This window comes from Micromonospora sp. NPDC047548, from assembly GCF_040642975.1.
Taxonomy (GTDB): Bacteria; Actinomycetota; Actinomycetes; order Mycobacteriales; family Micromonosporaceae; genus Micromonospora.
This window is the reverse complement of sequence record NZ_JBEYTI010000002.1, coordinates 18,427-30,431: the sequence shown is the minus strand read 5'-3', so window position 1 is coordinate 30,431 and position 12,005 is coordinate 18,427. Positions and strand designations below refer to the sequence as shown.

At 72.3% G+C, this 12,005-nt stretch carries 11 protein-coding genes; 8 read left to right on the top strand and 3 right to left on the bottom strand.

The window, feature by feature from the left end; all coding sequences use genetic code 11:
• Positions 1 to 12: 12 nt before the first annotated feature.
• From rplT to pheT, 4 genes are all read left to right on the top strand, one after another.
• Complete coding sequence (rplT, locus tag ABZ807_RS01950; protein ID WP_030335718.1) at positions 13 to 405, top strand: 50S ribosomal protein L20; 393 nt, start codon at positions 13 to 15, stop codon at positions 403 to 405.
• Between the two features lie 29 nt (positions 406 to 434).
• Positions 435 to 1,274: an RNA methyltransferase gene (locus ABZ807_RS01945; protein WP_357151554.1), complete on the top strand. Its 840-nt coding sequence runs from the start codon at positions 435 to 437 to the stop codon at positions 1,272 to 1,274.
• A 213-nt stretch (positions 1,275 to 1,487) separates the two neighbouring features.
• Positions 1,488 to 2,555 carry a phenylalanine--tRNA ligase subunit alpha gene (gene pheS / locus ABZ807_RS01940; protein ID WP_357151552.1) on the top strand — a complete coding sequence of 356 codons (1,068 nt, stop codon included), beginning with the start codon at positions 1,488 to 1,490 and terminating at the stop codon, positions 2,553 to 2,555.
• Between the two features lie 41 nt (positions 2,556 to 2,596).
• Positions 2,597 to 5,143, top strand: a complete 2,547-nt coding sequence (gene pheT, locus ABZ807_RS01935) for a phenylalanine--tRNA ligase subunit beta (RefSeq protein ID WP_357151550.1) — start codon at positions 2,597 to 2,599, stop codon at positions 5,141 to 5,143.
• A gap of 98 nt (positions 5,144 to 5,241) precedes the next feature.
• Here the strand turns inward: pheT and ABZ807_RS01930 are convergent, their stop codons facing one another.
• On the bottom strand, positions 5,242 to 6,117 hold the full coding sequence (locus ABZ807_RS01930; RefSeq protein WP_357151548.1) for an NAD(P)-binding domain-containing protein: 876 nt from the start codon (positions 6,115 to 6,117) through the stop codon (positions 5,242 to 5,244).
• A gap of 115 nt (positions 6,118 to 6,232) precedes the next feature.
• Between ABZ807_RS01930 and ABZ807_RS01925 the strand changes: the two genes are divergently transcribed.
• From ABZ807_RS01925 to ABZ807_RS01910, 4 genes are all read left to right on the top strand, one after another.
• The gene (locus ABZ807_RS01925) at positions 6,233 to 6,673 is read left to right on the top strand and encodes a helix-turn-helix domain-containing protein (protein ID WP_357151546.1); all 441 of its coding nucleotides are present in this window, start codon (positions 6,233 to 6,235) and stop codon (positions 6,671 to 6,673) included.
• Positions 6,674 to 6,843: 170 nt separating this feature from the next.
• Positions 6,844 to 8,055: a nucleotide sugar dehydrogenase gene (locus ABZ807_RS01920; protein WP_357151544.1), complete on the top strand. Its 1,212-nt coding sequence runs from the start codon at positions 6,844 to 6,846 to the stop codon at positions 8,053 to 8,055.
• On the top strand, positions 8,052 to 8,840 hold the full coding sequence (locus ABZ807_RS01915) for a glycosyltransferase family 2 protein (RefSeq protein ID WP_357151542.1): 789 nt from the start codon (positions 8,052 to 8,054) through the stop codon (positions 8,838 to 8,840). Before ABZ807_RS01920 ends, ABZ807_RS01915 begins: the two co-directional genes overlap by 4 nt.
• An 8-nt stretch (positions 8,841 to 8,848) precedes the next feature.
• On the top strand, positions 8,849 to 9,874 hold the full coding sequence (locus tag ABZ807_RS01910) for an NAD-dependent epimerase/dehydratase family protein (RefSeq protein ID WP_357151540.1): 1,026 nt from the start codon (positions 8,849 to 8,851) through the stop codon (positions 9,872 to 9,874).
• 32 nt (positions 9,875 to 9,906) lie between these two features.
• On the opposite strand, the gene tnpB is transcribed toward ABZ807_RS01910, so the two are convergent.
• Positions 9,907 to 11,316 carry an IS607 family element RNA-guided endonuclease TnpB gene (gene tnpB / locus ABZ807_RS01905; protein WP_357151538.1) on the bottom strand — a complete coding sequence of 470 codons (1,410 nt, stop codon included), beginning with the start codon at positions 11,314 to 11,316 and terminating at the stop codon, positions 9,907 to 9,909.
• A complete protein-coding gene (locus tag ABZ807_RS01900) occupies positions 11,313 to 11,888 on the bottom strand; it encodes an IS607 family transposase (protein WP_357151536.1) in 576 nt (191 codons plus the stop codon). The genes tnpB and ABZ807_RS01900 overlap by 4 nt, the downstream gene beginning before the upstream one ends.
• Positions 11,889 to 12,005 lie beyond the last annotated feature (117 nt).

Here is a 12,005-nt window from a genome sequence, read left to right as displayed (position 1 = left end):
GAAGGAGTTGAGATGGCACGCGTCAAGCGGGCTGTTAACGCCCAGAAGAAGCGTCGTACCCTGCTGGAGACCGCGAGCGGCTACCGCGGTCAGCGCTCCCGGCTGTACCGCAAGGCCAAGGAGCAGGTGCTGCACTCGATGCAGTACGCCTACCGGGACCGTCGTGACCGCAAGGGCGACTTCCGGCAGCTCTGGATCCAGCGGATCAACGCTGGCGCCCGGGCCAACGGCATGACCTACAACCGGCTGATCCAGGGCCTGCGCCTGGCCGGCATCGAGGTCGACCGCAAGATCCTGGCCGACCTGGCCGTCAACGACGCCGCGGCGTTCGCCGCGATCGTCGAGCTGGCCCGCGCCGCCGTGGCGGCCGAGGGCACCGGTGGCGCCGCGGCCCAGGCCGCCTGATCCACCCGCAGCAGATCGAGGCGTCTCCCATGCAGTCACCATCGCGCGGGAGGCGCCTCGACGCTGTCTCCGGCCCGTTCACCCCGCGTACCCCCAGGGTCGTCGCCGCCCGCCGGCTCCAGCGCCGCCGGGACCGCGAGGCCACCGGCCGGTTCCTGGCCGAGGGACCGCAGGCCGTCCGCGAGGCCCTGGCCCGCGCCGGGACGGTCACCGAACTCTTCGGTACGCCGCCCGCCCTCGACCGGTACGCCGACCTCGCCGCGACCGCCGCCCGCGCCGACGTCCCGGTCTCCGAGGTGACCGACGAGGCCCTGGCGGCGCTCGCCGAGACCGTCGCCCCGCAGGGGCTGGTCGCCGTCTGCCGGCACCTCGACGTCCCCCTGGACGCGGCCCTGTCCCGGGGCCCGCGCCTGGTCGCGGTGCTCGCCGAGATCCGCGACCCGGGCAACGCCGGCACCGTGCTGCGCACCGCCGACGCGGCCGGCGCGGGCGCGGTGGTCTTCGCCGGCGACGCGGTCGACCCGTACAACGGCAAGTGCGTGCGGGCCTCCGCCGGCAGCCTCTTCCACGTCGACGTGGTCCGCGCCCCCGACCCGCTCGATGTGGTCGCCGCGCTGCGGGCCGCCGGGCTCTCCGTGCTCGCCACGACCGGGTACGGCGACAGCGACCTCGACGACCTCGCCGACGCCGGCCGGCTCGCCAGGCCCACCGCCTGGCTCTTCGGCTCCGAGGCGCACGGCCTGCCCGAGGAGTTGACCGCCGCCGCCGACGCCCGGGTCCGGGTGCCGCTGCACGGCCGCGCCGAGAGCCTCAACCTGGCTGCGGCCGCCGCCGTGTGCCTGTACTCTTCAGCCAGAGCACTGCGCTGACCTCGTCACGCGCGCACAGAGCACAGGGGAGTCGTCCGCATGGTGAACGCGCCACGGCGTTCGTTTAGCCAGCCCGCCGGTGTCGGCGGGCGGCGGGCCTGACCCTTCCTCCCGCGTACCTCCCACCGGCGGGCTGCGGCACAGCCGCGCGTCCGTAGACTCGCCTAGCCGCCCGTGAGGGTCGGCGCCGCCGTGAGGGAGTGCCCGTACGCCATGAGCTACCGCAACGATCCGTACGACCCGAAGCAGGTCGCCCTGCTCGACCCGGCCGCACTGGCCGAGGCCGTCGCCGACGCCGAGAAGGCGTTCGCCTCCGCCGCCGACCCGGACGCGCTGACCGCGCTGCGCCCCGCGCACCTCGGCGACCGGGCCCCGGTCTCCCTCGCGCGCCGGGAGATCGGCGCCCTGCCGCCGGCCGCGAAGTCCGACGCGGGCAAGCGGGTCAACGAGGCCCGCCGGGCGATCGAGATCGCCTACGCCGCCCGCCAGGAAATCCTGGAGCGGGAGCAGGCCGCCCGGGTGCTGGTCGAGGAGCGGGTCGACGTGACCCTGCCGTACGACCGGCACGCCCGGGGCGCCCGCCATCCGCTGAGCACCCTGATGGAGCAGATCAGCGACCTGTTCGTCGGAATGGGCTACGAGGTGGCCGAGGGTCCCGAGGTCGAGCTGGAGTGGACCAACTTCGACGCGCTGAACATCCCCGCCGACCACCCGGCGCGCGGGCTGATGGACACCTTCCACATCGCACCCGAGGGGTCCGGCCTGGTGCTGCGTACCCACACCTCGCCGGTGCAGGCACGCACCATGCTCACCCGCAAGCCGCCGATCTATGTGGTCGTGCCCGGCCGGGTCTACCGCACCGACGAGTTGGACGCCACCCACGCGCCGGTCTTCCACCAGGTCGAGGGCCTGGTGGTGGACAAGGGCATCACCATGGCGCACCTGCGCGGCACCCTGGACCACTTCGCCCGGGCGATGTTCGGCGAGGGCGCGAAGACGCGGTGGCGCCCGCACTACTTCCCCTTCACCGAGCCGTCGGCCGAGTTTGACGTCTGGTTCCCCGAGCACCGGGACGGGCCGCGCTGGGTGGAGTGGGGCGGCTGCGGCATGGTCAACCCGCGGGTGCTGCGCGCCTGCGGCATCGACCCGGAGGTCTACTCCGGATTCGCGTTCGGCATGGGCATCGACCGTACCGTGATGTTCCGGCACGGGGTCAGCGACATGCGGGACATGGCCGAGGGCGACGTGCGGTTCACCCGCGCGTTCGGGGTCGGGGCGTAGGGCGATGCGGGTACGAGTCACGGGAACGGTGGTCTGAAGTCATGCGAGTTTCTGTCAGTTGGCTGCGGGAGTATGTCGACCTCCCCGCCGACCTGCCCACCGGCGACCTGGAGCAGGCCCTGATCGACCTCGGCATCGAGGTCGACTCCGTGGTGGACCTGCGGGAGACCGTCACCGGTGCGCTGGTGGTCGGCGAGGTGCTGGAGATCGAGGAGCTGACCGGCTTCAAGAAGCCGGTCCGGTTCTGCCGGGTCGACGTCGGCGCCGCCAACGGCACCGGCGCGCCGCAGGAGATCGTCTGCGGGGCGCGCAACTTCGCCCAGGGCGACCGGGTGGTGGTGATCCTCCCTGGCGGCGTGCTACCCGGAAACTTCGCCATCGGCGCGCGCAAGACCTACGGGCGCAACTCCGCCGGCATGATCTGCTCGGCGAAGGAGCTGGGCCTCGGCGACGACCACTCCGGCATCATCGTGCTGCCGCCCGACACCCCGGCCAAGCCGGGCGACGACGCGCGCCCCGCCGTGGGCCTCGACGACGTGGTGGTCGAGCTGGAGATCACCCCGGACCGGGGGTACGCGTTGAGCGTGCGCGGGCTCGCCCGCGAGCTGGCACACGCCCTCGGCGTGCCGTTCCGTGACCTGGGCCTGGCGCCCGCGCCCGGCGGCACGGCCGAGCCGGCCTACCCGGTCGAGGTGCGCGACCCGGTCGGCTGCGACCGGTTCGCCGCCCGACTGGTGCGCGGGATCGACCCGACCGCGCAGACGCCCGGGTGGATGCAGCAGCGGCTCACCGTGGCAGGCGTCCGCAGCATTTCGCTGCCGGTCGACATCACCAACTACGTCATGCTCGAACTCGGCCAGCCGATGCACGCCTTCGACGCCGACCGGATCACCGGCCCGCTGGTGGTCCGCCGCGCCGAGGCGGGGGAGAAACTGACCACCCTGGACGGGGTGGCCCGCACCCTCACCGCCGAGGACATGGTCATCTGCGACGAGACCGGACCGATCTCGCTCGCCGCGGTGATGGGCGGCGAGACCAGCGAGGTCATCGGCGGCACCACCGACGTGCTCTTCGAGGCCGCCCACTGGGACCCGGTGATGGTGGGGCGCACCGCCCGCCGGCACAAGCTGTTCAGCGAGGCGGCGAAGCGCTGGGAGCGGGGCGTCGACCCGGCCCTGCCGCTGGTCGCGCTGGAGCGCGCCGTCCGGCTGCTCACCGAGCACGGCGGCGGCACCGCCGGCGAGCAGATCCTGGACATCGACCACGTCCGGCCGATGCGGCCGATCACCCTCCCGGCCGACCTGCCGTCCCGGCGGGTCGGGGTGGCGTACCTCCCGGAGCGGGTCGTCGCCCTGCTGGAGCAGGTCGGCTGCACCGTCGTCCGGGGCGCCGACCGGCTGGGCGAGGACCCGGGCGAGGTCGGGGTCGCCGCTGGTCTCGGCGACGTGCTCACCGTGACCCCGCCGACCTGGCGGCCCGACCTCACCGACCCTGCCGACCTGGTCGAGGAGGTGGTCCGCCTCGACGGGTACGACCGGGTGCCGTCGGTGCTGCCCACCGCGCCCGCCGGGCGTGGCCTCACCTGGCAGCAGCGCCGCCGCCGTGCGGTGGCCCGCTCGCTGGCCGAGCGGGGCCACGTCGAGGTGCTGGCCCACCCGTTCACCGCGCCGGAGCTGGCCAACCAGCTCGGCCTGCCCGCCGACGACCCGCGCCGGGCGGCGGTCCGGCTGGCGAACCCGCTGTCGGAGGAGGAGCCGGTGCTGCGCACCACGCTGCTCGGCCCGCTGCTCGGCATCCTCAAGCGCAACCTCGGCCGGGGCCAGCGGGACCTCGCCCTCTACGAGATCGGGGTGGTCTTCCACCCGCGTCCGGGCGCGGGCACCCCGCCGGCGATGGGCGTGGACCGGCGTCCCACCGACGCCGAGTTCGCCGCCGCCGACGCGGTGGTGCCCCACCAACCGCGGCACGTCGCGGTCGTCCTTGCCGGCGACGTCGACCCCGCCGGCTGGTGGGGCCCGGGCCGGGCGGCCGGCTGGGCGGACGCGGTCGAGGCCGGTCGGGTGGTGCTCGCCGCCGCCGACATCCCGGCGGACCGGATCGAGGTGCGGGCCGCCGAGTACGCGCCCTGGCACCCGGGGCGGTGCGCCGCGCTGCTGGTCGACGGTGCCATCATCGGCCACGCCGGCGAGCTGCACCCGGCCGTCGTGGCGGCGCTGGAGCTGCCCCGGCGGACCAGCGCCATGGAGCTGGACCTGGACGCGCTGCCGGCCCCGCCGGTCGCGCCCGCGCCCAACGTCTCCTTCTTCCCGCCGGCGCTGATCGACGTGGCGCTGGTGCTGGACGAGTCGGTGCCCGCGGCCGAGGTGGAGCGGACTCTCGTCGAGGGCGCCGGCGAGCTGCTGGAGAGCGTCCGGCTCTTCGACGTGTACGCCTCGGAGCAGCTGGGCGCGGGACGCCGCTCGCTGGCGTACAAGCTCACCTTCCGGGCGTCGGACCGGACGCTGACCGTCGAGGAGGCGGTGGCCGCCCGGGACGCGGCGGTGGCCCTGGCGGCGGAGCGGTTCAGGGCGACTCTGCGCGGCGCCTGAGCGGCGCCTGAGCGGCGCCGACACGGTGGTCCGGTGGGCACTCTCACCGGACCACCGTCCCGGTCGTCAGCCGGCGACGACCTTGTGCGCTCCAGGAATCAGCCGGGGTGCTTGATGCTCTCGATGATCCGAGCGAAGCCCTCCTTCGCGTGGCCGGCATCGATCTGCCGTCGAATGAGGGTCTGGACCATGGCGACCGCCTCGGTGCTGACACCCTGCTCTGAGCTGGCGGTCAGGATGTAGCTGAGATCGGAGAACGTCAGGCTCTGCTGTCCGTCGACGGTGTAGTCGCCGCCGTCGATCACGGCGGCGAACCCCTCGAAGGCGCCGGTCATGGCGGTCAGCCAGGGTGCGGCCATCGCGGCGAACCGGGCGGCCGGCACGCCCGCCGCCGACACCATGGCGGCGCCGTGCATGAACCCGGCGAACATGACGTACATGCCGGCGAGCAGGGCGAGGTCGTACAGCGACGCCAGCCCGGCGTCCTCACCGAAGTAGATGCTCGCGCCCCACTCTTCGAGCAGGGTCCGATACCGCTCGAAGACGTCGGCCGACCCGCTGTAGAGGATCGACGACCCAGGCTGGCCGATCATCGCCGGCACGGCCATGATCCCGCCGTCCAGGTACGCCACGCCGGCATCGGCGGCCCAGGCGGCCAACTCACGTGACTGCTCCGGTGTGGTCGTCGTCAGGTTGACCAGGCTTCGGCCCGCGAGCTCACTGGCCACCGGGTCGAGCACTTCGTGGACCGACGACTGGTCCAGCAGGCAGATGATCACCAGCTCGCTCGCCCGGACCGCGTCGCCGGCCGTCTCGGCCTTGACTGCGCCCTGAGCGACCAGGGCGTCGGTCCGGCCGGCCGACCGGTTCCAGACCGTTGTCCCATGCCCGGCCTTGACCAGGGCCTCTGCCAGGGCACTACCCATCGCGCCCAGCCCGAGAACGCTCACCCGGACGCCATCGTTCGTCGCCATTTTCGGCTCCCCTCGTGATTCGTGTGCCAGGTGATCCTCTCCGCCGCCGGTAAGGTGAGCCAGTACCGACTAATTAGTCGGGTACTTACCTTCTAGTAAGTGCCGCGGAGGGCAGATGAGCACGCCAGCGCGACGGGGCCCGTACGTCTGCGGAATCGATGCCGCGATGGACGTCGTCAGCGGCAAGTGGAAGTCGCTGATCCTCTGGGACCTGGACCAGCACGGCACCCGCCGGTTCGCCGAACTGAGGCGCGGTCTGCCGGGCGTCAGCGAGAAGATGTTGATCCAACACCTGCGGGAGATGGAGGCCGATGGGCTCGTGCACCGTGAGGTCTACCGCGAGGTGCCGCCGAAGGTGGAGTACTCCCTGACCGAGCACGGCGTCTCCCTCAACGCCGCGCTGGCCCCGCTGGGAAGGTGGGGCACCGAACGCATCCGACGAATCGGTGCCGAGAAGGTCGTTCCGCCTAGCTGGACCGGCGGGCGACCGGCAGCCGACCGGGACGCCTCGGATCGGCCCGCCGTGACGCTGCGCGGCGCGGGCTCTCCTGGTTAGCGCCGCAACACCAACGGTCACCCATTGGCCGAACGGGCAGTGCCCACCGGGCGTTCGGTTACCCACGGGTCACATGGGAGCGGTTAACCTGCATGGATTCCGGCCCACCACCGGAACCACACCCCCCACCACCGGAACCACACCCCCGCCACCCCCACGGGAGCTGACACATGTCCGAGGATCCGGGCCCTGCGCCGCTCTCCGTCGACGTCTGCATCGTCGGAGGGTGCGGCCGGGTCGGCCTGCCGCTGGGCATCGCCTTCGCCTCCCGCGGCCTCTCCGTCGTGCTGTACGACATCAACGCCGACGCCGTCGCCACGGTGAACGCGGGCACCCTGCCCTTCGCCGAGCCGGGCGCGGCCGGGGCGCTGACCGAGGCGGTCGCCGCCGGCCGGCTGCGGGCCACCACCGACCCGGTCGCCGTGGGCGCCTCCGAGCACCTGGTGGTGGTCGTGGGCACCCCGGTCGACGAGCACCTCAACCCGGACCTGGGCGCGGTGCCCCGCGCGCTGGAGCGCTGCGCCGAGCACCTGCGCGACGGGCAACTGGTGGTGCTGCGCAGCACCGTCTACCCCGGAGTGACCGCGCTGACCGAGAAGCTGCTGGCCGGCAAGGGCGTCCGGGCCGACGTGGCGTTCTGTCCAGAGCGGATCGCCGAGGGCCGGGCGATGACCGAGCTGTTCACGCTGCCGCAGATCGTCGCCGCCCGGACGCCCGGCGCGCTGGCCCGGGCGGAGAAGCTGTTCCGGCACCTCACCGAGCAGATCGTCCCCCTCGAACCGGAGGAGGCGGAGCTGGCGAAGCTGTTCACCAACACCTGGCGGTACATCAAGTTCGCCACCGCCAACCAGTTCTGGATGATGGCCAACGACTTCGGGCTGGACTTCGCCCGGATCCGGCACGCGGTCGCCCACGACTACCCGCGCGCGGCGGACCTGCCGATGCCGGGCTTCGCCGCCGGCCCGTGCCTGTTCAAGGACACCATGCAGCTGGCCGCGTTCAACCGGAACAACTTCGTGCTCGGCCACTCGGCGATGCTGATCAACGAAGGGCTGCCGCTCTACCTGGTGTCCCGGCTGGAGGCCCGGTTCGACCTGTCCGAGCTGACCGTGGGCATCCTCGGGATGGCCTTCAAGGGCGGCTCGGACGACCCGCGGGAGAGTCTGGCGTACAAGCTGCGCAAGATCCTGGCGCTGAAGACCCGGGAGACCATCTGCACCGACCCGTACGTGGCCGACGAGCGCCTGGTCGACCTCGACGAGATGCTGCGCCGGGCCGACCTGCTGGTCATCGCCGCCCCGCACGAGCAGTACGCCCGGCTGGACACCGACAAGCCGGTGATCGACATGTGGGGCCTGACCGGGACGGGGGTGCGGGTGTGAGGCCCCACGTGTCGGTGATCGTGCCGGTGTACAACGAGGGCGAGGCCATCCTGCGCTGCCTCGAACGGATGCTGCGCGAGATGCTGCTCCCGGCCGAGGTGCTGATCGTGCACGACATGCCGGAGGACACCACCGTCCCGTACGTCGAGCAGATCGCCGGCACGGACCCGCGGGTGCGCGCGGTGCTCAACACGTACGGGCGCGGGCCGGCCAACGCCATCCGGTTCGGCATCGACGCCGCACTCGCCCCCGTCGCCGTGGTCACCATGGCCGACGGCTGCGACGACCCGCGCCAGATCGACGAGCTGGCCCGGCTGGTGGACCGGGGTGTGGTGGTCGCCGCCGCCTCCCGCTACATGCCCGGCGGGCAGCAGGTCGGCGGCCCCCGGCTGAAGCGGCTGATGTCCCGCTGGGCGGGGCGCAGCCTCTACACGCTGGCCCGGGTCGGTACCCGCGACGCCACCAACAGCTTCAAGGCGTACGACACGGCCTTCGTCCGTGAAGTCGGCATCTCCTCGCGCACCGGCTTCGAGATCGGGCTGGAGCTGACCGCGAAGGCCACCCGGCTGCGGCTGCCGGTCGCCGAGATCCCCACCATCTGGCTGGACCGGCCGCTGGGCGAGTCCCACTTCGACCTGGGGCGGTTCCTCCCCGGCTACCTCCGGTGGTACTTCTTCGCCTACGGTCGACGGCTGAGCCAGGAGAAGCTGGCCGCCCGCACGGCCCCGGCCGTGCCCGCCCCGCGCGGCGAGCCGGACAGCACCGAGTACGAGAAGACCGGATAGGAGCGCACGTGGCGAAGGTCCTGGTAACTGGTTCGGCCGGCTTCATCGGCGGTTACCTCGTCGAGGAGTTGCTGGGCCGGGGCCACGAGGTGGTCGGCATCGACAACTTCTCCAAGTACGGCCCGGTCACCCACAGCTACGACACGCACCCCCGGTTCCGCTTCGTCGAGGGCGACGCCCGCGACGTCGACCTGCTCACCGAGCTGCTGGACGGCTGCGACCACATGGTCGCCGGCGCGGCGATGATCGGCGGCATCTCCTACTTCCACGCCTACGCCTACGACCTGCTCGCCACCAACGAGCGGATCATGGCGGCCACCTGCGACGCGGCCATCCGCGCCCACCGTGACGGCAGCCTGGCGAAGGTCACCTACCTCTCCTCCTCGATGGTCTTCGAGTCCACCGAGCACTGGCCCAGCAGGGAGGGCGACGAGCGGCGCATCCCGCCGCCGCTGTCCTCGTACGGCTTCCAGAAGCTGGCCGTGGAGTACTACGCCCGGGCCGCCTGGGAGCAGTACCGGCTGCCGTACACGATCGTTCGGCCGTTCAACTGCGTCGGCGTGGGGGAGGGGCGGGCGCTCGGGCAGGCCGAGGTGCTCTCCGGCAACGTCAAGCTCGCCATGTCGCACGTCGTGCCGGACCTGGTGCAGAAGATCGTCAAGGGGCAGGACCCGCTGCACATCCTCGGCGAGGGCCACCAGGTGCGGCACTACACCTACGGCGGGGACCTGGCCCGGGGCATCGCCACGGCGGTGGAGCACCCGGCGGCCCGCAACGAGGACTTCAACCTCTCCACCGCCGAGTCGACGAGCGTGCTGGAGCTGGCGGAGCTGGTCTGGCGCAAGATCAAGGGTCCCGACGTGCCGTTCCGGTACGTCTCCGACGAGCCCTTCCGGTACGACGTGCAGAAGCGGGTGCCGGACACCACGAAGGCCCGCGAGGTCCTGGACTTCACCGCAACCACCTCGTTGGACGAGATGCTCGACGAGGTCGTCCCGTGGGTGACCCGGGCGGTCGACGAGGGCCGCCTCTAGTCGCGGCGTCCCCGTTCGTCCGTTACCTTTCACTAAGCGTTAGATAGCTCAGGATTGGCAGCCGCCCGTTGCCGGACGGCATTGGCCGCAGGCGGCCTTGACGCTTCGACACCCACTGCCCGGCCCGCGGGTGCGGGGCTTACGGGTCTTACGCAGGCTCCACGTCCTGTTTTAACGTCGCCCGGCAACTCCAGGTCGACGTGTCGCACGAGGGCGGCAAGGTTGCGTGCGGCATTGACGTCCCGGTCCAGGGACAGACCGCAGGTATCGCAGTGGAATGTGCGCTCGGACAGCGACAGTTTGGGTTTCACCTTCTGGCATCGCGAGCAGGTCTTCGAGCTGGGGTACCACCGGTCGGCGATGTGCAGGACGCTGCCGTACCAGCCGGACTTGTACTGCAACTGCCGCCGCAGGGTGGCCGGGGCGGCGTCGGACAACGCCCGGGCCAGCCTGCGGTTGCGTTTCAAGCCGGCCACGTGCAGGTCCTCCACCGCGATGGTGTCGTACTGCTGGGCCAGCCGGGTGGTGAGCTGGTGCCAGGCGTCGGCGCGGACCGCGGCGACGCCTGCGTGCAGCCGGGCAGCCTGCGTCTGGGCGCGCTGCCACCGGTTCGACGGGGTGCGTTTGCGGTGCGTGGCCGGGTCGTACGGCCCGATCCGGCGGCTGGCCCGGCGCTGGGCCTTGCCGAACCGCTTCAGGGCCGCCTTGAACGGGGCCGGGTTGTCGAGCATCTCGCCGGTGGACAGCACCGCGAGGTGCGTGATCCCGGCGTCGACCCCGATGACCCGGCCCAGCCGGGGGGCGTGCGCCGGGCGTTCGATGGTCCGCTTGACCGCGACCTGAAACGAGCAGAACCAGCGCCCAGCGGTCTCGGTGACGGTCGCGGACAGGATCTTCGCGGTGCCCGCATGGACCCGGCGGGCCAGCTTGCGGGTCGACTCGTGAGTCCGGATCCGGCCCAGCCGGGGCAGCACCACGTGCCGCCGGTCGGCGTCCACCCGGATCGCCCCGGTGGTGAACCGCACGGACCGGGCCGCGGCCTTGCCTTTGAACCGGGGCCAGCCCATCTTGCGGCCCTTACGCTTGCCGCTGCGTGACGCCGCCCAGTTGGCCAACGCCCGGGCCAGCGCGTCCAGGCCGGTGTTGAACGCCTCCTTGGAGCATTCCTGCCACCACGGCGCCACCCACGCCTTGATGTGGTTCCAGGTGCGCCGCAGATCCGGCAGCGACCAGCCCTGCCGCGGCGTCAGGTCCGCCTCGGCGACCCCGTAGGACGCCTCCGCCAGGCGCTGTGCCTTGACCGCGCTGAGCCGGCCGAGCATGTGGTTGAAGGCGAACCGGGCCGCCCCGGCGTGCCGACGCAGGCTCTGCTCGTCGGCCGGGTCCAGGGCGAACTTGTACGCCTGCACGGTCCACCCCGCGGGGGGCTCGTACCGCTTCACCCGGCATCACCCGAGGTGGCGGCGGCCACGGCTCGCTCGGCCCGGTTCCCCGCCCCCCGACGGCCATACAGCCGGGCGCACAGCGAGGTCAGGATCTCGGTCACGTCGCGGACCAGGTCGTCGTCCACCTCGGCCGGGTCGACCACGAGCAACCGACGGCCCTGGGCGGCCAACGCGGCCTCGACGTACTCGGCGCCGAAGCGCGCGAACCGGTCCCGGTGCTCCACCACGATCACGGTCACGGCCGGGTCGCGCAGCAACGCGAGGAACTCCTTACGGCGCCCGTTGAGCGCCGAACCGACCTCGGTCACGACCCGCGCCACCGCAAGGTTCTGCCCGGTGGCCCAAGCGGTGACCCGAGCCACCTGCCGGTCCAGGTCAGCGCGTTGGTCCGCCGAGGACACCCGGGCATACACCACCACGGTCTCGGCCGGGGCCGGATCGGCGGGCGGCTCCACCAGGATCAGACCACCGACCCGGCGAGCGGGCACCGGCAACTTGCCCTCCCGGAACCAGCGATACGCCGTTACCGGGTGAACCCCTTCCCGCTTCGCCCACTCTTTCAAGTTCACACCTGCACACTATCGCATACTGTTAAGTCAACTATTGGAACCCCGCCCGGCCCGGTTCGCCCTCCGCGACCCGGGTCGGGCGTTCTGCTACCGGGTGACCGGCATCACGTCTACATG

Bases quoted from the DNA above. Each gene is read 5' to 3' on its own strand.
- ABZ807_RS01945 (WP_357151554.1), top strand. From the start codon at position 435: ATGCAGTCACCATCGCGCGGGAGGCGCCTCGACGCTGTCTCCGGCCCG.
- ABZ807_RS01920 (WP_357151544.1), top strand. From the start codon at position 6,844: ATGTCCGAGGATCCGGGCCCTGCGCCGCTCTCCGTCGACGTCTGCATC.
- pheT (WP_357151550.1), top strand. From the start codon at position 2,597: ATGCGAGTTTCTGTCAGTTGGCTGCGGGAGTATGTCGACCTCCCCGCC.
- rplT (WP_030335718.1), top strand. From the start codon at position 13: ATGGCACGCGTCAAGCGGGCTGTTAACGCCCAGAAGAAGCGTCGTACC.
- ABZ807_RS01925 (WP_357151546.1), top strand. From the start codon at position 6,233: ATGAGCACGCCAGCGCGACGGGGCCCGTACGTCTGCGGAATCGATGCC.
- ABZ807_RS01930 (WP_357151548.1), bottom strand. From the start codon at position 6,117: ATGGCGACGAACGATGGCGTCCGGGTGAGCGTTCTCGGGCTGGGCGCG.
- pheS (WP_357151552.1), top strand. From the start codon at position 1,488: ATGAGCTACCGCAACGATCCGTACGACCCGAAGCAGGTCGCCCTGCTC.